Source organism: Lacihabitans sp. LS3-19, from assembly GCF_024343575.1.
GTDB lineage: Bacteria > Bacteroidota > Bacteroidia > Cytophagales > Spirosomataceae > Leadbetterella.
Genome location: NZ_RJUA01000111.1, coordinates 51,915 through 72,455, shown reverse-complemented (window position 1 = coordinate 72,455; position 20,541 = coordinate 51,915). Strand labels below are relative to the sequence as shown.

The 20,541-nt window shown below is 34.6% G+C and carries 19 protein-coding genes; all 19 read left to right on the top strand.

The features are described from left to right. Position 1 precedes the first annotated feature (1 nt). The 19 genes from EGI22_RS15950 (at position 2) to EGI22_RS15860 (ending at position 20,280) form a co-directional block, all read left to right on the top strand. Positions 2-3,454, top strand: a complete 3,453-nt coding sequence (locus EGI22_RS15950) for a hypothetical protein (RefSeq protein ID WP_255069409.1) — start codon at positions 2-4, stop codon at positions 3,452-3,454. A 108-nt stretch (positions 3,455-3,562) separates the two neighbouring features. Next, entirely contained in the window at positions 3,563-4,384 is an 822-nt protein-coding gene (locus tag EGI22_RS15945; RefSeq protein WP_255069408.1) for a hypothetical protein, read from the top strand. Between the two features lie 32 nt (positions 4,385-4,416). After that, a complete protein-coding gene (locus EGI22_RS15940) occupies positions 4,417-4,989 on the top strand; it encodes a LysM peptidoglycan-binding domain-containing protein (RefSeq protein ID WP_255069407.1) in 573 nt (190 codons plus the stop codon). A gap of 60 nt (positions 4,990-5,049) precedes the next feature. Continuing rightward, complete coding sequence (locus EGI22_RS15935; protein ID WP_255069406.1) at positions 5,050-5,307, top strand: hypothetical protein; 258 nt, start codon at positions 5,050-5,052, stop codon at positions 5,305-5,307. 50 nt (positions 5,308-5,357) lie between these two features. Then, a complete protein-coding gene (locus EGI22_RS15930; RefSeq protein WP_255069405.1) occupies positions 5,358-6,002 on the top strand; it encodes a hypothetical protein in 645 nt (214 codons plus the stop codon). 5 nt (positions 6,003-6,007) lie between these two features. Then, positions 6,008-7,321 (top strand): hypothetical protein, encoded by a 1,314-nt coding sequence (locus EGI22_RS15925; RefSeq protein ID WP_255069404.1) that lies wholly within the window; start codon positions 6,008-6,010, stop codon positions 7,319-7,321. Positions 7,322-7,323: 2 nt separating this feature from the next. Continuing rightward, positions 7,324-7,755 (top strand): hypothetical protein, encoded by a 432-nt coding sequence (locus EGI22_RS15920; protein WP_255069403.1) that lies wholly within the window; start codon positions 7,324-7,326, stop codon positions 7,753-7,755. Positions 7,756-7,776: 21 nt separating this feature from the next. Next, on the top strand, positions 7,777-9,255 hold the full coding sequence (locus EGI22_RS15915; protein ID WP_255069402.1) for a hypothetical protein: 1,479 nt from the start codon (positions 7,777-7,779) through the stop codon (positions 9,253-9,255). Positions 9,256-9,267: 12 nt separating this feature from the next. Further along, on the top strand, positions 9,268-12,810 hold the full coding sequence (locus EGI22_RS15910) for a cell division protein FtsA (RefSeq protein ID WP_255069401.1): 3,543 nt from the start codon (positions 9,268-9,270) through the stop codon (positions 12,808-12,810). A 101-nt stretch (positions 12,811-12,911) separates the two neighbouring features. After that, on the top strand, positions 12,912-14,039 hold the full coding sequence (locus EGI22_RS15905; protein WP_255069400.1) for a hypothetical protein: 1,128 nt from the start codon (positions 12,912-12,914) through the stop codon (positions 14,037-14,039). 1 nt (position 14,040) lies between these two features. Continuing rightward, positions 14,041-14,271, top strand: coding sequence for a DUF3185 family protein (locus EGI22_RS15900; RefSeq protein WP_255069399.1), 231 nt, complete (start codon positions 14,041-14,043; stop codon positions 14,269-14,271). Positions 14,272-14,279: 8 nt separating this feature from the next. Beyond that, on the top strand, positions 14,280-16,100 hold the full coding sequence (locus EGI22_RS15895; RefSeq protein WP_255069398.1) for a hypothetical protein: 1,821 nt from the start codon (positions 14,280-14,282) through the stop codon (positions 16,098-16,100). After that, positions 16,090-16,698 (top strand): hypothetical protein, encoded by a 609-nt coding sequence (locus EGI22_RS15890; protein ID WP_255069397.1) that lies wholly within the window; start codon positions 16,090-16,092, stop codon positions 16,696-16,698. Before EGI22_RS15895 ends, EGI22_RS15890 begins: the two co-directional genes overlap by 11 nt. Beyond that, positions 16,685-17,344 (top strand): thermonuclease family protein, encoded by a 660-nt coding sequence (locus EGI22_RS15885; RefSeq protein ID WP_255069396.1) that lies wholly within the window; start codon positions 16,685-16,687, stop codon positions 17,342-17,344. The genes EGI22_RS15890 and EGI22_RS15885 overlap by 14 nt, the downstream gene beginning before the upstream one ends. A gap of 4 nt (positions 17,345-17,348) precedes the next feature. Next, positions 17,349-18,128 carry a hypothetical protein gene (locus EGI22_RS15880; RefSeq protein ID WP_255069395.1) on the top strand — a complete coding sequence of 260 codons (780 nt, stop codon included), beginning with the start codon at positions 17,349-17,351 and terminating at the stop codon, positions 18,126-18,128. 69 nt (positions 18,129-18,197) lie between these two features. Then, on the top strand, positions 18,198-18,734 hold the full coding sequence (locus tag EGI22_RS15875) for a TIGR02281 family clan AA aspartic protease (protein WP_255069394.1): 537 nt from the start codon (positions 18,198-18,200) through the stop codon (positions 18,732-18,734). A 1-nt stretch (position 18,735) separates the two neighbouring features. Continuing rightward, positions 18,736-19,359, top strand: a complete 624-nt coding sequence (locus tag EGI22_RS15870) for a hypothetical protein (protein WP_255069393.1) — start codon at positions 18,736-18,738, stop codon at positions 19,357-19,359. Between the two features lie 54 nt (positions 19,360-19,413). After that, positions 19,414-19,551 carry a hypothetical protein gene (locus EGI22_RS15865; RefSeq protein ID WP_255069392.1) on the top strand — a complete coding sequence of 46 codons (138 nt, stop codon included), beginning with the start codon at positions 19,414-19,416 and terminating at the stop codon, positions 19,549-19,551. Positions 19,552-19,686: 135 nt separating this feature from the next. After that, complete coding sequence (locus tag EGI22_RS15860) at positions 19,687-20,280, top strand: hypothetical protein (protein ID WP_255069391.1); 594 nt, start codon at positions 19,687-19,689, stop codon at positions 20,278-20,280. Positions 20,281-20,541 lie beyond the last annotated feature (261 nt).

The window sequence follows — 20,541 nt, the reverse complement described above, 5'->3', positions numbered from 1 at the left end:
CATGAAGAAAGCACTACTTTTATTGTTCTCTGTAATAACGTTTTCATTCGGTATGTATGCCACCTACCGAATAATTTTCAAAAATAGAGCCCCCTATACCATGGCTTGTGATGGTATTATTCTCGATAAAGCGAAAATTTATAGCTTTGACAACAGCAATCATATTTTTAGCAAGGATACCATCCAAATTAATTTCGAAAACGCAAAGGCCATTATGCCAAGCCATCTAGGCTTTGTTGTCTTTAAAAATAACGAATGGACTTTTGAGCCTACTAGTCAAATCAAATTTCCCTCTGAAAAAGCCTTACTTTCGCCTACTTGTAGATCCCTAAAAACCGACGTGTTCAACAATGGCAAATATTTTTCAGGCACTGAGATCGTGCCGCAGGAGGAACTACTAGAAGGCATCAAAATAAATACACCTGCTGGCGATAAAACCACAAGAGTTTTAATCCACTTACTAAAAGTTGGGAGTGATTTTGTCCTCAAAACAAACGCAGAAGGCCTTCTAACTCAGTATTTAGTTGCAAGCAAGCTAGTAAATAAATATGGGGTTTATTTTAATGAAAAGCCAGTTATGGATTTTAAAAACAACTACTTGTTTTCAAAATTGTCCTTAATTGATACTGCTTCTTATCAGGTCCAAGTGAAAGCTAATACGTTTAAAGCATCAGTTGATGTCTTGCAAAATGGCTTAGAAATGCAATCATGGAGTGGGGCAAATAAGCAACAATTTAAAATTAAGAACATGATGTTTTCGCTTACACCAAAGTTGGGTTATAAAGATTTAGTTCTCCTTGTTTGTACAATCTTGATTTGCTTGATTTTTCAAGTTTTACTACTCAGAGAGGCTTTAATCAAGCCATTTGCGTCACCGATCATTTGGGCGTTGTTTTCAACGCGTATTTTATTCAATTGCTTGTTTTTTCTAGCAATCCCAACCTATGTATTAGCATTAACAGCCAGTGGGGGCAGATGGTTGTATTTGGCTAGTATTGTTGTCTTCAATCTATCCATTTTTTTTAACCGAGAAAGATTTCATTTTTTAATTAACCTTAAAATGAAACGCAACTTTGCTATTCTTTGCCTTTTTATAGCCATCTTTTTTTTGCCCTTGTTTTGGAAATTTAGTTATCACGAAGCCTTCTTGGGAGTGATCCCTACATTACACTTGTTGAAATGGATCCTATTATTGTTCATACTTTCGGTACTTTTCTTTTTTAAAGAAAAAAACATTAAAAACAACTTGCCTAAGTATGTACTCATTTTGGCTTATGCACTGGCTGCAACTATCCTGACAAAAGATTTTGGTTCATTGCTCTATACCATAATTAGTCTCGTTTTAATAGCTCTTGTAACTAAAGACAAGAAAATAAAGCCTAGTAATCTGTTTTTTATTGCTGTTGGTACTATCTCTATTTTTTATTTAGTCTACACCTCGAATCATGAATTTGTGTCTGGCAAGACCTATAGGTTATACGCTCCCTACACTTCTCCAGATGATGTTAGGTTATCAGCAGTGAAGGAAGGCGATCGTGAATTTTTTGCTATGATTAATTTGAACTTAAAAAATATCTTAAGCCTACAATTACCTAAGTTCGAAAACATCAACATACCTGCCAATGCCCGCAGTACTGGCTTTTCCGACTACGCTGTGCATTGGTCATTTACTATAGGCGGATTTCTCTGGGCAATTATATTTTTGGTTACAATTGGCTGGTTTTTGTATAATCTATTGTTCCTTTTGTTTTGTTCAAGTCGAGAAATCAAGATCAAACAAAATCTCTTTTTTATATTTCCTGTAACAATTGAGGCAGAACTATTGAGATTTTTATTGGCCTTTTGTTGTGTGGGACTTTTGTATCCAATTGTAAGTAATTTGTGTTTGTTGCCCCTAACGGGTCAAAGTATTTTAGTACTATCAATCTCTGTTTTCGAAGTGCTTTTTTTTACATTAAGCTTTATTTTGTTTGAATTAATATTTAGCAATCCAGCATACTATTTTGAGACCAAAAGTGGGTATAAATACACAGGCAATAATTTAAAGCTTAATGTTGCAACGAGTTTTATATCCTTATGTTTCTTGTTTTTTATTGGGTTATTTGCTAAGGCATTTCATTTAAAATCGCTCCCACAACGATTTGAATGGCCCATAAGCCTTCATAATCGCCAAGAAATTAAGTTGCCTGCGAGCAAAGACTCATTGAAATATTTGGTAGAAGAAAAGTTTAAGGACGCTGATTCTTTTAAGGAAGAAGACAAAATTTTGCTGAAAGAAGCGGCCTCACGAATTTATACAGGTCAGCCCTATTCAGCCCACGTCTATACGCCCAAAAGGTTTGGGTTATCAACACAAGCTATACTGGGGCAAATGCTTGTCGATTCTATTTTTAGCTATAAACGTAAGCCTATTAATGGCCCCAAACGACCCTTTGGCGAAGTCTTTTCGTTTGATCAAAAGGTAAATGGACGTGGTGTTCATTCAGCATCAAATCCTTTGTATAAATGCATACCAATTCAATCCACAACAATCAATGCAGATTTGACGGCTGAACTCAATCAAGCTCTCGATCAGCACATCGAGCTGTTGCCAAAAAATAACATCGGAGGCGTAATGATTGTTGATCGTTTTGGGGGCATCGTTTCAAATGCCACTTTTCCATATGACAAAGATTTTAACGTCAATGACAAGGACTATTTTATTGGCTCAGTTAAGAAAGTACTTCTTGCGTACGCTGCATTAACCATCGATCCAAACTATAAAAACAAAGTTTGGCAAAGGCGAAGCTTTAAAAATCTCATTGTCAATTCAGACAGTTATTATGCGGGTGAATTGCTACGAGATTTATTGAAAAATCATCGTGCTAAATTTGAGTCAGTTTTGAAGTCCGATTTCAACTTAGAGCTAGTTTCATCCACAGGTATGGCGTTTATGGACGACTTCCCAATGGATTACGAATTGATGAACACACAACTTGCTCCTAATTCAAAAAATAATGGCAAGTCAAAAGTCTATCGCTATGCCATTGGCCAACAGAAGCCGTATCCGTTTAGAACAGTCATGAACTGGTACCATCGTATTGCTTTTAATGCCAAACGAGAACCTTCTTTTTATAAAGTAGCAACCAACAAAGAGCCGCTCAGTATAGCCAATGAAGACTTGAAATATTTACATGGGCTTATGAATGGCGTTTTGCAAACTACTGCAGCTAATGTGGGTAGGGCTTTTCAAGAACAACATATTGTTGGTTATTTTTCAGCCAAAACGGGTACGGCAGAACATTCAGATAGAACTTATAACCAGTCTAGTAGCTTTGTTATTTTTAATGAACAGTATTGCATTGGTATATTTTTTAATGGTAATGTTCCTGATAACAACGCCCAGTTAGGAGCGAAGCATTTGTTTGAAAATCTGATACCTATTTTGGTTAAGTATGAGGTTTTAAAGCGGTAGTAGATTTTTTCTAAGCGAGATCAACAACTTTCAATCTCGCTTGGAAAAAATAGGGAAAAATAGGGCTGTTCTATATTTATGCAGTTAAACTTTAAACTTTTTTTCAACATGAAAGAAAAACTACTACCCAGTCTTTTTGATACGCTACTGCTCGTGGCTGCCATCAATTTTGTTTACTTGTTTGGTTTTTGGCACTTTGAAAGCAAACCAATTCATACCAATTTTTTGTCCACCTTTGGCTTCGTTCTATGTTATGCTAGTCTTGCTTTTGAAGTGTCTTTTTTCGTGTTTGTGAAAGACAAATTTTCAAAAAAAAGTTGGTTTAAAATCGCTACTTCTTTTGTTATCTTAGTCTTATACTTCATTTTCGATGATATTTTTTCTAATTTCACTGAAAATATAAACTATCTAGCAATTATTGTTAGCTCTACTTTATTTTGCATACTTGGTGTTATAGTTGTTTCTTTGATGTTAGGAGCCTTTGCTTCGATTATTGTGTTAGCATTTTTAACAGCCAAAGAAATTTATGATAGAAAAGATGATACAAGTGCCGCAGCCTTGTGGATATATTTCTCACTTTTGGGGTTTTCAACGATAATTTATTCTTTCACCCAATCATCAATTTTACTGGCTATTGGTTTTGGTTTTACAAAGGTTATTTTGGTTTGGTATGCCTTTATGGCAAAAACTCATGAAGGAGAAGTCATAGACTCTTTGAAAGATACTGCTTTTACTTTGCACCATACTTTAATTACGTTAAATACCCTCGTGTTTTTTTTAATGCTTATGGACTCCGATGAGCCCCTAACTTGGGCTACACTATACTTTTGTTTACCCTTGGGGATGGGTATCTTTTTTCTTTCGCAAAGAGTCTTTTATTATGGAAGTCGCCTGTTTCCGTACCTCAAACGCTTTATTCTAATGAAATAAATTTTCTTATCAACTACTTTAAATTCAATATCATGAAAAAAATCAATCTAGTTATCCTGTTACTTTCTTTTCTATCATTTTTCGCTTGTACAGAAACCAAAACAAAAGAGGATGTTGTCGGAACCATACCCGACACTCTTATAAGTGTAGGAGTTGATTCCTTGCAGAAAAGTATTGACTCGATTGCTTTTATTCAACCTGCTCCTACTGCAACGCCCGAACTGATTGATGATAATTCCACAGAAATAGAACAAATCACCGACGTTAGACCAGCACTACCGGCTGACAAACCTAATCTTATTGGGAAAGACCTCTGGGTCGTAGTTCGACCAAAAGATTCTTGGGGCGGTATTGCTTTCAGGTTTAACATGAAAGAAGAAACACTCCGAAAGCTTAACCCTGGTATCACGACCTTGAAAAGGAATCAAACCAAGTTAAACGTGAAGGTTCAAGCAAAGCATATTTGTCAAAAGGGCGATATTTTAAAGGTTGTAGCTCGTAAATATGGTATTACAGTTGAACAACTCATGCTTACCAATCGTAAGGAAAAGAATCACACCAACCTTGGTGAAGTGCTCATTGTACCGCTAGCCACCCTGCAATAAAAGTTGCAGTGTAATATTCCTACAATAAAGTTATTTTTCATCATTTAAAATCACAAAGTTATGATTGAACCTCGACCTAAGCCCGCCGAAAAAAGCTCAAACACATTTTTTGAATTTATTGCGTATATATTATTTTATGGCCCAGCTCTTATCATTGCGAGTTACTTCGGTATTGAAAAAACGTATAATGAACAGTTTATTCCAGGGTATTTTTTAGCTTTATTTATCGGAATAGCTGGTTCTACTGCCATCTGGACACTTAGTGATTATATCTTCAATAGCTTAATAAGTTTATTTGGGAAAAATAGGGAAAAATGAGGCTGTTCTATATTTGATTAATTATTCAAGCTTGATTTTTTGCAAGAGGTATGACTACTAAAGAGAAAAAACTAGAATCGCTCAAATCAAAACATGAGCGAGGGTACTTGAGTAGCGGTGAGTATCTTAAAGAAAGAAATAAAATTATCAATCAGGTTGATTGGAGAGATTTTTTTTATTTGAAGAAAATTGGTTTGGCAGCGTCAATAATGTTAATTTGTGGCTTGGGTGTTTATGGCTTTCAAAAACTTGACTGGATCAGTTTATTTAAAAGTAACCGTTCCCTTCGATTGGTTTCACAAAGAAATTTAGATGAGCTCGTTACCGAAATGTGCGGTTGTTATGATTCAGTCCTCGAACGCCCCTCGCAAGAACCTGCTTGTGCCAAGCTTAAAAATGTAATTGCGGAAAGGATTATTCGGGATAGTTTAGAGGCAATACAGTTTGATTCTTTGGTGGCGTTTTGCCCTAATTATCCTAATTGTTCTAGTCTGATTTCAGCGTTAAGTGCTTTTCAACAGGACTCATCTAGGGCTCATTCAAGGAGATTAACGGCAAGGGAATGGCAATTTTTAAGAAACGAATCAGGCCGTGAACGGGACATACAACAATCAGATGATTATTATGAAGAAGTACAATTAAAAATAAAGAATACAAGAAGAAGAATTCGTATCAATTGTAACAATACAAATTAAAAAACATGACAAATTTTTTTACTAAAATATCTCTTTTTGTTCTGGCCTTGATGCTTTATGGCTGTGCAGGCTGTTCAAAAAGAAACGACAAGGATGAACAATCTTTAAAAGCTGGTACTCAGACTTCGAGGAAGAAAAAACCACAAGAACTTTCTTTGAGCCTTTACATAGAAAACTCTGGCAGCATGCTCGGCTATGATGGACCACAGAACAGTGCAGAATTTAAATCAGCAGTAGCTCAGTTTTATAATTCTTTTGGCAGAATTGAAGGTGTACAAACTCCCCAAATTAATTATGTTAACGAAAATGTACAGACCTATCAAGGTGATTTTTCAACCCTATTGCGAGATAACATTTTTAATCATACCAGAGGCAGTGAATCAAGATCCACAGATTTTGCCTTGATTTTTAATAGAATTATAGAAAATACACAAGCTAATACGGTCTCTGTCCTTTTTAGTGATCTCATATATTCGGATGTAAACAATGCTGTGAGTAATGCAGAGAACTTGTTATCTAAGATTGAAAATCTCACAGCTACTGCTTTTAATAACACAACAAGAAGTTTATCAATCATTATTGTTCAGTTTAATGGCAACTTCAATGGAGCATATTATCCCTATAATTCGCCGGGTGAAGGTAGGTCTTATACAGGCAATAGACCATTTTACATGGTTGTTTTGGCACAAAACCATACCATGCAAAAATTTCTATCAGAAGAAAAATACACACAGGTAGCATCCTTTAGTCAATATAATAATTTTAAAGACCTAGTTTACTTTAGTTCAAACGGCCTCAAAGATTCACCCAAATATTCTATCTTAGATGGTGATCCAAATAATAGATGTACGTTTTCAACAGGAGGCAAAAGTACGGACATCCATGCCATCAAGGAATTAACGCCGCCAAGAAGTGCTACTGAAAAATTGAGGCTTGCAATTGGCATAAGTTTACCTTCCACCGTATTTTCGAAATCAGAAATCGATACGGCTAATTTTGAAATTAAGGCTGTTAGTGATAGATTTAAAATAATTAGACTTGAACAATTAATGCCAGCAAGAAAAAGTGGTATCACCCATCGCCTAATCCTAGAAGCTCAGGACAAGGCTAGAGGAGAAAGAGAAGTTGAAATTAGGCTAAGAAAAGGCTTGCCTATGTGGGTTCAAAAATCCAATTCAACAGATGATCGTAATTTTAGAGGTAATTTCTCTACCCAAACTTTTGGTATCGCACGTTTGATTGAAGGTATTCAAAATACATACTCAAGTCAAAATAACTATACTTTTATACTCAAATTAAATCTTAACGAAAACAATTAAAAATGGAAAACTTTTTTATCAGTATCTTCTCTTTGTTCGTCGATGGCTCATTGCTCGATGATTTAATTCGTCAAGGTTTAGTCTTGCCTTTAGGTTTCACAATGCTTTTGGCTCCCCTTGCACTTACGGTCTTATTTTATGCCATCATCAATAGCGTTAGATTTAGTAAACGCCGCCATTGGCTTTTAGTATTACTTATTTCATTCGTCATTGTTCTTGCTTCGTTTTATTTTACCTCAGTACAAATGGCTGATCTTGAAATTTTGCGTGATCCCGAAAATAAAGAGGCTGGTTACTTGTTTAATCAAGGCGATGCTTTTTTCTTATCTGGTGGACTGGGTGTAGGTCTTGCTTCAATAATCCCTTTCTTTTTGTTTAGTATGATTTTGAAGTATTTACCGTTTAGTACCAATACTAGAAGAACACCTTTTTAATCCAAAAAATTAATACATCATATGTCAAAACTATTTATTTTCGCAATCGGTGGCACTGGTTCTCGCGTGATGAAAGCCCTAACGATGCTTTTGGCTTCAGGAGTAAAACTTAATAATGTTTCAGAAATAGTACCTATCATTGTTGATCCTCACAAGGCCAATCTAGACTTAAAACGTACAGAAGATATTCTGAACAATTACAAAAAAATAAGAGATAGCTTCAAACCAACAGAGGATGGTGATTTTTTTCATACCGAAATTAAAAAACTAAAGGAAGTCGTAAAAGGCGATGGTATCGAAGATACTTATGCTTTTCAATTGAAAGGCGTCAGTGATGAAACATTTAAAGATTATATAGATTTTAACACCCTTGGTGCAGCTAATGACAATGGCGAATTGTATGGACAAAACAAAGATTTAATAAATCTTTTGTATTCAGAAAAGCAATTAAATACCAACATGGACATCGGGTTTGTGGGTAATCCAAATATTGGGTCAGTGGTTTTAAATCAATTTCGGGATTCTGATGCCTTTCGTCATTTTGCTTCTAATTTTGGTAAAGATGACAGGGTTTTTATAATCTCATCAATCTTCGGTGGAACGGGTGCTGCCGGTTTCCCAATTTTGCTCAAAAATATTCGTGGAGCCGAAGCGGGGGTCGTAGAAAACCCTGAGTTTCTTCGTAATGCAAAAATTGGAGCAATTACAGTACAGCCTTATTTCGGACTTGAACCCAACGAAGAAAAAATGGTAGATAAGGCTACCTTCTATTCCAAAACGAAGGCAGCATTGCAATACTACTCAAGAGGCGTCAATAAATCTGTTGATAGATTGTATTATATTGGCGACGAAGTTATTTCTAACTTCAAATATGACCCAGGTAATAACGGGCAAAAAAATGATGCTCATTTTATCGAAATGGCAGCTGCAACATCAATCATAGATTTTGCTAACACACCAGATAAAGATTTTGACGGTGGCCAGAACGGTAGACGGTTTATGATAAAAAATAATCTTGATGAACTCAATTTTGATAACCTTACAGAGAGAACTAAATTTATCATTGGTACTGCATTGGCAAAATATACTACATTCTGTTTGTATCTAGAACACAGTCTTGATGGTAAAATAGGAGGTACCCTACCTTGGATTAAAGATACCCCTGCTCTAGATAGATCTTTCATTCAGGGAAGTTTCTTTCACAGTTACTTGAAGGCCTTCAATCAATCATACATCGATTGGTTAAACGAAATGGGTAAAAATAAAAGAGCCTTTAAACCGTTTAATTTAGGCACAGACCTCACGCATTTGATCGTTGGCCAAGAGCCTAAAAAAGGGTTTTTTGGTCTTGGTGCAACAAAGGCAACATTTGATGATGTTGACGAAGCACTCAATAAATATACGAATGGTAAGCCGTTTCCATCCCAAGAAGTTAGACTTCTTAAGGCCTTTTCAAAAGGCCTAGATAAATTTATGTCATCAAAATTTCCCAATTTTTAATTTTCCAAAGAAATGAGTGAGCCAAATAAAGAATTATCTGTTGCCCAAACTAAAACTGCTAATGGTGAGCACTGGGTTATTACTAACACAATGGATAAAGCGGATATTGATTCCATCCTAGATCCAGAAGGTGGCAAGACTAAAGAAATGCCTACTTCTATCCCAAGCCCGTTTGCTAGATTTGATTTGGTTAGAGCTGCTTTTGCCAATATATATCGCCTTAAAGATAAGGCATCACCTAATGATCAAAAATTAGTAAGCGAAGCACTTGATGTGGCACAAGTATTTTTCAATTATGAAAACCTCAAGGCTAAGGTATCTATCATCCGTTGGGATAAAGAAATAGGAATAGAATCTTTACTGGACTCGCCTTCCACAGGACATAATCAACTTGGTGCAGCCTTAAAATTATTCTTAGATCAAGATGGTGGATTAGGTAAATTAGTTGCTGATAACCCCAATAGTGGTGGCTACAACTTTGACTTCATGGATTCTATTTTTATTTTAAAATATAGCGATGAAAACTGGACTGGCATCATTGGGGGCACTTCGCCTTCAACGCTTTTCTTTAGTGCACCAAATGATTTAACTAACGTGAAAATTCGTTTTAACAATGATGTGCTCTTTGATGATATTCTATGCCCATTACACGAAAGGGATGAAAATTTTCAGCGATTTATTTATGGATTGAGCAAGCAACCAAATTTTGCAGACCATTTCAAAGAGGTCTATGATTACATTCAATATTCAGTTTCACAATTGGCAACTACCAATAGAACGCTTCTAAAAGAAATTGGAAGTAATTGTGATGCAATTGATCAAAACTACATCAAAAATAAGTTTGAAGGTTTATTCCTTGACAATGGCGATGTTGTTGATATCATACAAGGCTTTAGGGTTCATAAAGCAGCTTCTCATTTAGACATACTTAAAAAGAGTGATTTTATACTCAGCACAGATAAATTCTCTCGCTTGTACCCAAATGCACTCAAGCCAATGATATTGCAAGAAAACTATCAAGGTCGCTTAAAATATATTGGAGATTTTTGGGATAAAAACCAAACAGTTCCCTCTTTTGATCCTAATAATTGGCGTCTAAACGAGCGAAGCTTACCTGGACAAGAAGTAAATTATCCTTATTTAACTGTGAGTGATTTCTTAGAACCTTATTTGATTCGATTGGTTTACCCTATCGATAAATCTTGTTTCTATGATGGTGGTTTAAAAGGTAATAACCATTCTAAAAATTATTTATCGCCATTAACCGCCACTTTCTTTGATTTTTTTGATGTTGATGAAATTTCAAGTAGGGGTGGGCGTGTAATTATGGATATGGAAGTGCTCGCTGGTGGTAATGTAAAAGTTAGGTTAGCAATTACACTCAAACAAAATGAACCTCCTGTTGTCTTCGAACGCATTTATAAAAGTTCTGTCAATGAGTTCCCTCTTGAAGCAGACCCGACGAAAAGAGATGGAGGAGCCGTTGTAGAGCTGCAATTTGGTTTGAATATCATGCCATTTATTAAAATGGCTGAATCTGAAAACTTCAAGCCAGTTTATAAAATACAACTACTTGATAGAGACGTGGCCTATAATACGTTTTCTAACAATTACCAATTGGCGTTTTTTGATAAAAATAATGATAGTTGTAAAGTCGATAATCCTAAAACCAGAAGAAAGAAAATTAAGGATCAAGATTCTGTAGAAACTAAATATTATACCGCCAAAAACAACTTTGACTACATAAAAGTCAATGTAGGGAAATATTCGGGTATTGTCATTCCGCTATTTCCTGAAAAAAACATGGGACGCTCTACTTTTACTTTTGCGGTAGATTTCGGAACAACGAGTACACACATACAGCTTAAAAAAGAAGGAGATTCTAAAAGTGAACCCCTCAGTTTTTCAGAAAATGAAAAATTAATAGCTCGACTGCATGATGTTGAATATTTAAAGACCGATTTTACTTTAAATAATGCCGTCAGAATTCATAACATAGCTCCGATGGAATGGATGCCAACAGACATAGGTCCCAATTTGCCGCATAAATTCCCTTTTCGTACGGTTTTACATGACAATCAACCTAATTGGGATGAAAAAATAGATGGTTTTACGGATGTAAATCCGGCTTTTGAATATCAAATAAGAATTTATGATGAACTTGGTGTCGACTCTAATTTAACCACAAATTTAAAATGGGCAGACATGTTGGGTTCTAAAGATAAAAAAGAAGAGAAAAAAGTCGGTGCTTTTATCGAATCTCTTTTATTGATGATTAGAAACAAGGTATTGTTTAATGGGGGCGATCTCGCACAAACACAATTAGTTTGGTTTTACCCTCAGTCTATGGCTCCGTTTAGATTGGCTAGCTTTACTGAATTATGGAAAAGCAAGTTTGCCAGCATGATTTCATCAAAAACATATCCTTACAGAATTTCTGAGAGTCTCGCTCCATATTATGGTTATGAGGTTGCATCGGCTGATAAAAAAATCAAATCAAGCCTTTATCCTGCCGCTGTTGTGGATATTGGGGGCGGCACTACTGATTACTCCGTTTATGTTCAAGAAAAACCAGTTTTGATTTCTTCTGCGAGATTTGCAGGAAACTCTTTTTTGGGCGATCAGAAAACGGCCTCTTTTGATGATAATGGATTTGTTGTGAAATATAGACCCAAAATTAAAGAAGCTTTAGAAAGCCTATCACTGTTTAATTATTTAGCTGTACTTGATAGTATTGCCAAAACAGGAAAATCAGAAGATATGGTTTCTTTCTTTTTTTCTTTGAAAGATAACCCCGAAGTTGTAAAAAAAGGTGAGATTGATTTTGAAAAAATGCTAACAGATGATTACTCTCTAAAAATCGTATTTTTGGTATTTTATTGTTCTATTGTGTACCACTTGGCCAAATTAATGAAAACCCAAGGCTTACCGATTCCTGGTCATATAGCATTTAGTGGTAATGGAGCTAAAATCTTAGGAATTTTAACGCCTCGCAAGCCGTCTATCGAAGAGCTTGCCCAGTATATTTTTGAGGGAGTTTATGATGAAAAGTTAGATAGAGCAATCACGGTTATTTACGGCGATAACCCCAAAGAAATAACCTCTTTGGGTGGTGTAGAATATGCTACAAAGGCAAACAATATCGTTTTTTCTTCTGAGCAGAACGAGAGGTCCGAAGAAAATAATATTGAGCAAATAAAAGTTGTTTTGAAGGGTACCGAAAACGACGCCTTCGTGCAACAGTCAGATAAATACAATACTATTGGTACAGAATTAGATTCTGTAGTAAAGGAGATAAACAATTTTTATGATTTAACCTTTGGTATCAACGATCGATTAAACTTTAAAACAAAGTTGGGTGTCAATGCAAGTGATCTTTCTGCTTACAAGCAAGTACTTACAAAAGAGATCAAACAAAGATTATTGGATGGCTTGAAAGATAAAAAATCTGAAGTGGCAGAGACAGACGCCCTAGAAGAAACACTTTTCTTTTATCCGATTGCAGCCGGACTGAATTCTTTGGCAGCGTATGTGGCACAAAAAGAACTCGATTAACAAAAAAACAAGACCAAAACACTTGATTTTGGTCTTGTTTTTAAAACTTAGTTTAATACTTTAAAAAGTATTTTAATTTAAACGGCTTAAAAAGCAAAATAATGAAAAAGAAAATCCTATTATTAATCCTATTCATCTGTTTTAAAAATACCATGGTTTTTGCGGATGACTGCACTGGAAAAGCTAAAATACCTGAAAATGTGCTTAGAGAATTCAAAATAATTGAGAAAAATTATGCAAAAGCAAATGAAAAAGTTAGTGAAATAAGAAAATATATAGACTCTAATAATAATAAACCTTGTAGTGAATTAAATGGTATTATTGGCGGACTATCATGGAAAACTAGAGAAGTATTTAAGCAATATGATTCAACGAAACTTAATAATACCGATGTAAAAACTTTTATAGGAGTTTTAAAAACAGTTTCAGATAGTTTAGAACAACAAAAGACAGGTAATAAACCAGTTGATGATAAAAAAGAAGTAACGAATGGTGATAATGAACTTAAAAACGTTACTCTTTGGAAAAATATTTGGAAGTACTTGTTCCTTACTATAGCTGCTTTTGTTGGACTATTATATATTCTGGCACAGTTTAATAAAAAAATGTTATCTGAATTATTATTGATTAAACCAGCTTCATCATCTCAAAATAATAATGATGAAATAAGATACCTTAAAGAGCAAATTAATACACTTACAAATGAAAAAGTACATTTAGAAGATAAAATTAAAAGACTAGAACAAAAAGAATCAAGTTCTACCTCTCCCAGTTTAATCGAAAAAGTACAAGACAAAAAAGACACGAATCAATTAGAAAATTACTATAAATCACAAGAAGAATTAAACCTTAAAGGCTCTTCAACTAGACAAGAGATTTTTGTTCTTGAATCAACCTTTTATTTATCATTGCCCGGAATAGGAGCTGAAGGTAAAACGATATTTCATGACAGACGAGAGTCTAAGTATGACCAATTAAAAATGACTTATTATCAGTTTTCTTTAGAAAAGAATTCTTCAGTCCAAAGAGCTAGATTTAAATTTGCAAGTGAAAACCCCAATAGTGTTTCAAGTGCAATACAGTTTTATGATAAATATATTGACCCAGCTTGTGAATATACTATCATGAACCCAAAATCTACATACATCACCACCGAAAGAGAGGGCATAGCCTATAAAAAAGGAGATGTTTGGGTAGTAGAACGTAAGGCAAAAATTAAATTTAATTAATATGAACAACAAAACCAATATCATCATCATAGCCGTAATCCTATTTATTTTAGGATTGATATTAGTTTTATATGGATTAAATTATAATAATTCAGAGATCGTTCAAGTACAGAATGGAATTGCAGAATTATTTAAAACCGAACAAAACCACAAAGGTGACTACTTTGTTCTTGGTGGTGCAATATCTGTTGTGGTCGGCATTATTATCTTTTTCAAAAACGCTAAAAACTAATCAAGCCTATGTCTTTTTTTTCAATTATTGAGGTAGTTTGTATTATAATAATTTTATTTTTTCAATGGAAATCTTTTAAAGCTACCAAACAAACTATTAACGAACTAAAATCAATTGTTCCAAAACAAAGCGAATGCAAGATAAAAACGGAAGTAAGAGAAGTTCCAACCCAGCATCGTTTTTTTTATCTTGATAAATTTTTTACTACCCATGCAATTTACTATAATACGCTTAGAGATTATTTAAAAAAGGAAATATCTGTTTTTATAGAGGGTACCATAAATGATGAATTACTGCAATCAAACGATACTATTCCCGAAAGTCAAAAGGAGTTTTATTTTTCAAATCGTACATCTATTGATGAGGCTATTCAAAAAAAGCCTCCAACCAAAAAAGAGGGTTTTTTTTCAATAAATTATTCAGAAAGAAACGAAACAATTGATGCTCTCAACAAATACCTTGAAAAAAACAAAGGAGCAGTTGCAGATTTTAGTCTATTAAGAGACATTACACAAAGGAACATAGATGTTGTAGACGATGAAATTAACCTTACATTACAATCACCTTTGTTTCTTGGATTAGCTGGTACAATGTTAGGTATCATAGTGGGTGTACTTAGCCTTATTTTAAGCGATACTAAAACACTACTTGAAGATGGTGGTATCAACTCGCTTCTTGTTAGTGTTATGATTGCCATGGTTGCTAGTTTCTTTGGTTTAATTCTAACAACACGTAATTCTGCATGGAATTATAAGGGAGTAAAAATTGAAGTAGAAAAAAACAAAAATAGATTTTTTACTTTTTTACAAACCGAACTAATACCTGTGCTAGCTGAAAACGTTACAACGGGTATCATTGGTCTAAACAAAAATATCGAAAAATTTGGAGAATCATTCAAAAAAGATGTTGCACTACTTGAAGGGATGATCAATAAAAACCATGAAAGCCTCGTAGCTCAACAGCAAACAATCAAGGCTCTTGATGATACTAATTTCAAGAAAATAATCGGTTTTAACCTAGATGTCTTTAAGGAACTTAGAGGTAGTATGGATGCTCTTGAAAAACTGTCTTATTCACTCAAAAACGTAGATAACTTGGTTGCAAATTCTTCAGAAATCGTCAAAAGAACCCAAGATGTTGGCAATATTTCTGCGAGAATGGGGCAATTAATTGACGAATCCCATGACCTACAAGTGTTCTTAAAATCTCATTTCAAAGAATTATCTGACCGTGGGCAAATAATTAATGATACTGTAGGAAAAGTAGATGATGTTATTGGTAAAAGTTTAAATGAACTAAAAAGCCACACAGAAGCTCGAATTCAAGCTGTGAAAGACATTCAATTGAAAGAAGAAGACCTACTTTCAAGCCAATTATCGAACAAGAGAGAGCAAGAGCAAAAGTTAAAATCTATGGAGGCGTATGTAGAGGAATTTAAAAAATTTGCTGTTGAAGAGTCCAAAAATCAGAGAAGTATTCTACAAGCCTTGGGTAATAATAATAATTTGCTAGCTCAAGTTATTCAGCAAAATAAGTCAAATAATGGCTCTAGTCAACAAGTAAGCACTAACAGAAAGCAGAATCCTAAAGGTGGTAATAAGCAGGTACACTCAGAAAGGAAGGTGGAAACAATAGTGGAAGAAGAATACCCGACCAATGATAGTGCCGAAGGCACAAATCGTTTCAAAAAAATGCTTGGTAAGATAAAAGCATTGTTTGGCCGAAAGCCAAAAGATGGAATAACCCAGGAGCAAGTGGCTGATAAGGTTGTAATGGATAATAAAGAAGAGCCAACGCAATCAAACCAAGAGAATAAAGATGAAGCATAAAGAATCAAACTTTTTTTGGGTGAGCTACTCTGATTTGATGACGAGTTTGTTTTTTATCATGCTGACCCTCTATGTGCTGACTGTGGTGTTGCTTAAATATAGACAAAAAGCCACTGAGGAACAGTTAAGGAAAATCAATGATATTCAAAATGCCACAAAGGCTTTACCAAAGGAGTATTTTGAATACGATGATAGATTCAAACGGTTTGAGATGAAACTAAGGATTACTTTTCCCCCAAATGGCTCAATAATTCACCCAACAAAACATGATTCTCTAAAATTGGTTGGGAAAAGTATTGAGAACTTAATTACAAGTTTAAAGGCAAAATATAATAATGACAATATTAGTTATATGGTAGTTATAGAAGGTATGGCATCAAAGGATAAATTTCCTGGAAATGATGCTTTAAGTTATGATAGAGCACGTGCACTAAAAAGTTTATGGTCTAATCAAAAAATTAAACTTGATCCAACAGTTTGCGAATTAATAGTAGCAGGAAGTGGTATAGGTGGCGTTGGTCGTTTGGAAAATGAAACTTTGAACCAACGCTTTTTAATTCAAATTATCCCTAAAATTGGCAAAATTGAAGATTTATAAACTTTTGGTATTAACGGCTTGCTTGGTAGCCGGCAGCTTGGGGTTGCTTGGTTGTTCTGGTTGTGCAAAAGATTCTACTAGGCTCGAATCGGTTGAACAGGCAAAACCAGTAGTAATCAACCAAGAAACGATAGACCCACTGAACAATGAAATAGATACTATTAAAGAAGAATCGCTCGAATTCGACCAAAGTTTGGAAGGTCCATATGAGGTAATCGGGATTGTTGACGGAGATACTTATGATGTTCTCATTGATCGAAAACCTGTTCGAATCAGAATGGAAGGCATCGATGCCCCTGAACGTGGGATGCCTTTTTACAAGAAATCCAATCGTTATTTAGGATCTTTAATTTTTAGAAAAAAAGTAGAAATTTCAAAAAGCAAAGGTAAAACCTGGGATAGAGAGGTTCATTCTACTTACCTTAATGGCGTAGATATTTCAATGGAAATGCTAAGTGCTGGTATGGCTTGGCATTATAAAGAATTTTCAAGCGAAGAGCTATATGCCAAAGTTGAGCAAAATGCCAAAGAACAAGGCTTAGGTCTTTGGAGAGACAAGAATCCAGTTGAGCCTTGGACTATTAGAAAACTTCATCGACAAGGAATTTCGACAAAACCATTATTTAAAAATAAAATTGTAGATTAAATTTATGAGAAAGTACCTTTATTTTTTGTTTTGCTGCTATTCCTCTATTTCTTTGATTAGCTGTAATGGCTGTAGCAAAAGATACGATTCAAAGAGTATTAGAACCCAATCGAATATAAATGAAAGCCCTGCTGATTTATCCCAAAATGATGAACTAGGGGAAGGTGATAAAATTTATATGGGTTCCTCAAAAACAAATGCTGAGTCTGGGCTAACTTTGGGGGTTAGCAATGTTCATCACTCAGATGTTGTTTGCAATTACCAAGATGTCAATAACTATAATCGTACAGAATACTTAGATCCGGGTGAAGGCTTTGTTTATAATAACCTACATGGAGAACAATTTCGAGTGGTTTTAAGTAGCATGAAGTATGATAATGACGACTCAAAATGTTATGGCGTCTTTACCTTTACGCCACTGCCATCTACAAAAGTTACAGAAATGGTGGATGATGAATTTACCTTTACCAAAACCGTCAAATACCGAGGCACCTTTATGGATGAAAAATTTGGAACCGGTTTTAGGATTGAAGAATTTAATCCTAAAGGAACTGAAGGCCATATTAAAGGGATCTTTGTTGTTAATGGCGATTCTAAGTTTATCGAATTGTATAAAAATGAATATTGGTCATTTGAAAGTAAAGGACAGCTATACAAAGTAACCGTTGAATCCTTTCCTGCTGGAGCAGAAGAGTCTGTAGCCATTATGAAAATAAGAAAAATAGTTGATTCGAAAGAATTAAAAAAAATGAAAACTGAGCTTGATTCTGTCTTAAATGAATGATGAATCTCCGTGGGAAAAATAAGGAAAAACAACACTTGAGTACGTTTACAAAAAATTAATGCTTCGCTAATGCTCCATAAATTTACATTCTTTTGTATTTTATTGACCTTTGAGCTTTTCCTTGAGAGTTGCGTAGGATGCTCTAACAGAGATGCTAGTCGGTCTGCTAGGGGTCAAACAAGAGCTCAATCTAGGCCAATTACGGAGCTATCCAAAGGGGGTAAAGAAGAAGTACGGATGACTGTGTCTGGAGGTGTGTATGAAGTACCTGTTCAAATCAATGGTTCAAAAATGAATTTTATTTTTGATACTGGGGCTTCATCGATTACTATATCTGATGTTGAAGCTAATTTTTTAATTAAACAAGGAACGCTTGATAAAGGCGATGTGCTAGGTGAAGCCCAAATGACAAATGCCAACGGAGATGTTAGTTCAGGTTATGTAGTGAAGCTTCGCAGTGTTCAAATCGGAAACCGGACGCTTAAAAATGTTGAAGCAGTTATCATCCCTAACAGTAAAGCCCCACTTTTGCTTGGGCAAACAGCCTTGGCTCAATTTGGAAAAATATCTATTGATTATAAACGAAACATTTTAACATTCGAATAATATGAAACAGCTAATTGCACTATTGTTGATTTTGGCAGGTATAGTTTATGCTTGCACTGACAAGAAGAAGGAAGAAGAAGTTATTGATTGTGGTTGCGATTATCATGATGTTGAAGGTGAAGTAGATGGAAAAAAAGCAAAGTTTAGAATTGCATATATCACCCAAGAAAAAAGATATATGCTTGATAGCGTTAATAGGCTGACAGATCTAAGCACGGCGTCAGAAGTGATAAGGAATTTTATACCTATTTTTCCAGAAGTCTCACAATCAAAAGCACTCATTGCTGTAGGAACCGCTTCACAAGAGGGTGAAAATAGAGAAAGAGAAGAACAATTGGCACGCTCAAGAGCTGATACAATGATGTTTCAATTAAAATCTATCCCACTTAGTAATCAAAAAGAATTATACCTACTTAACTTGGGACAATTCACCCAACAAATAGATTTAAACTCTGACGAAACCGACTATCAGCGTCGAATGATTATGATAGGTATCATGGAAAAGGATGAACGGCTAACTGTATCTCAAATAGGGCAATGTCTGCAAAATGCGGTTCAGTCTCCAAACGGCTTGAATTTTAATACCAATAACTACTCTTTGTTTAATTTTACTAAAATGAATTGAAAATTAAACACTTTTTAATCTAAAAAATACATGAGAATACTTTTTACAATTTTAATGTTCTCCGTGTTTGTGACTGGTTATGATTCAAAGAAAAAGGAGACTGTTGCTGAAAAACCAGAATCCAAAAATGAAGAACCAGCAACTCGTTTGGTGCTACCCGGTGGACATTATGAAGACAGTACCGAGTATTAAATATTGATATAGTTACTGGGGGGGATACTGCATATATTACTATTGTTGGTGGCAAGTATAAAAATATTAACTAACACTTTAAGTTCAATTTTGACAGACTCAAAAAAATTAGATAACTAACAATTACAATTCAATATGAAACAAAATGTACAAAATATTTTAACTTTTTTAATCATTTTCACTACTTCTTGTTCAAAAAGTGATGAAACAGAAACTATTACAATCCCAGCCAAAGAGTACAGAGCCGAGATTCAAAAATATAAAGATGAAATCCAGAACCTAAAAAGTGAAATAAGTAAGGCAGTTCCAGTTTCTGTTATAAGTGGCTCTTTTTTTTGTAAAGACATCAATAGTAATGAAATCTATTCCAATGAACCATTTTATACACTCAATACAAAATTTATCAGCTTCGAATTAAAATTAAGAAATTTAATAGAGAGCTTAAACAAAAGAATTTATATAAGATATGTTAATCAAGATGGAAGTGTTCGGACAGGTAAATTGAGTGCTAAATTTGAAAATGAATGCGGTCAGACCCTTGAATGTTCGTACTATGAAAATTTAGAATCTAAGGACGCTGAATTCACTTATTCAGGAGGCTGGGGACAAGAAGGTTATGATTACCCAAGTGGCAATTATACGATTGAATTTTGGTTAGAAAATAGAGAATTAGGGGCAAAAAAGATTTATTCAAAAAAAATAACGCTTAATGACAAAATATCTGAATAGATTTTGATTAACAAAGTAAAAATGTCAGCCACCAAGATAGTACTTATGAAAAAGGAGGTGGACGGAAATAATTGAACATCATTACATTAATCAACAATTGCACCAGCGAACGGAATACTATGAAGCATTTAGAAATTACTCAATATTGTAAAAAAATATCATTAGTTACGGGCGGACGAAATCCAAATTCCCCCTTCTTCATAAATACTTATACGTTAGCCAGCATAACTATGATGCGAATATATACGGTGAAAGTAGTAT

What these genes read in the sequence shown, in the direction of transcription:
- EGI22_RS15950 (WP_255069409.1), top strand. Translation starts at nt 2, where the DNA reads ATGAAGAAAGCACTACTTTTATTGTTCTCTGTAATAACGTTTTCATTC.
- EGI22_RS15945 (WP_255069408.1), top strand. Translation starts at nt 3,563, where the DNA reads ATGAAAGAAAAACTACTACCCAGTCTTTTTGATACGCTACTGCTCGTG.
- EGI22_RS15940 (WP_255069407.1), top strand. Translation starts at nt 4,417, where the DNA reads ATGAAAAAAATCAATCTAGTTATCCTGTTACTTTCTTTTCTATCATTT.
- EGI22_RS15935 (WP_255069406.1), top strand. Translation starts at nt 5,050, where the DNA reads ATGATTGAACCTCGACCTAAGCCCGCCGAAAAAAGCTCAAACACATTT.
- EGI22_RS15930 (WP_255069405.1), top strand. Translation starts at nt 5,358, where the DNA reads ATGACTACTAAAGAGAAAAAACTAGAATCGCTCAAATCAAAACATGAG.
- EGI22_RS15925 (WP_255069404.1), top strand. Translation starts at nt 6,008, where the DNA reads ATGACAAATTTTTTTACTAAAATATCTCTTTTTGTTCTGGCCTTGATG.
- EGI22_RS15920 (WP_255069403.1), top strand. Translation starts at nt 7,324, where the DNA reads ATGGAAAACTTTTTTATCAGTATCTTCTCTTTGTTCGTCGATGGCTCA.
- EGI22_RS15915 (WP_255069402.1), top strand. Translation starts at nt 7,777, where the DNA reads ATGTCAAAACTATTTATTTTCGCAATCGGTGGCACTGGTTCTCGCGTG.
- EGI22_RS15910 (WP_255069401.1), top strand. Translation starts at nt 9,268, where the DNA reads ATGAGTGAGCCAAATAAAGAATTATCTGTTGCCCAAACTAAAACTGCT.
- EGI22_RS15905 (WP_255069400.1), top strand. Translation starts at nt 12,912, where the DNA reads ATGAAAAAGAAAATCCTATTATTAATCCTATTCATCTGTTTTAAAAAT.
- EGI22_RS15900 (WP_255069399.1), top strand. Translation starts at nt 14,041, where the DNA reads ATGAACAACAAAACCAATATCATCATCATAGCCGTAATCCTATTTATT.
- EGI22_RS15895 (WP_255069398.1), top strand. Translation starts at nt 14,280, where the DNA reads ATGTCTTTTTTTTCAATTATTGAGGTAGTTTGTATTATAATAATTTTA.
- EGI22_RS15890 (WP_255069397.1), top strand. Translation starts at nt 16,090, where the DNA reads ATGAAGCATAAAGAATCAAACTTTTTTTGGGTGAGCTACTCTGATTTG.
- EGI22_RS15880 (WP_255069395.1), top strand. Translation starts at nt 17,349, where the DNA reads ATGAGAAAGTACCTTTATTTTTTGTTTTGCTGCTATTCCTCTATTTCT.
- EGI22_RS15875 (WP_255069394.1), top strand. Translation starts at nt 18,198, where the DNA reads ATGCTCCATAAATTTACATTCTTTTGTATTTTATTGACCTTTGAGCTT.
- EGI22_RS15870 (WP_255069393.1), top strand. Translation starts at nt 18,736, where the DNA reads ATGAAACAGCTAATTGCACTATTGTTGATTTTGGCAGGTATAGTTTAT.
- EGI22_RS15865 (WP_255069392.1), top strand. Translation starts at nt 19,414, where the DNA reads ATGTTCTCCGTGTTTGTGACTGGTTATGATTCAAAGAAAAAGGAGACT.
- EGI22_RS15860 (WP_255069391.1), top strand. Translation starts at nt 19,687, where the DNA reads ATGAAACAAAATGTACAAAATATTTTAACTTTTTTAATCATTTTCACT.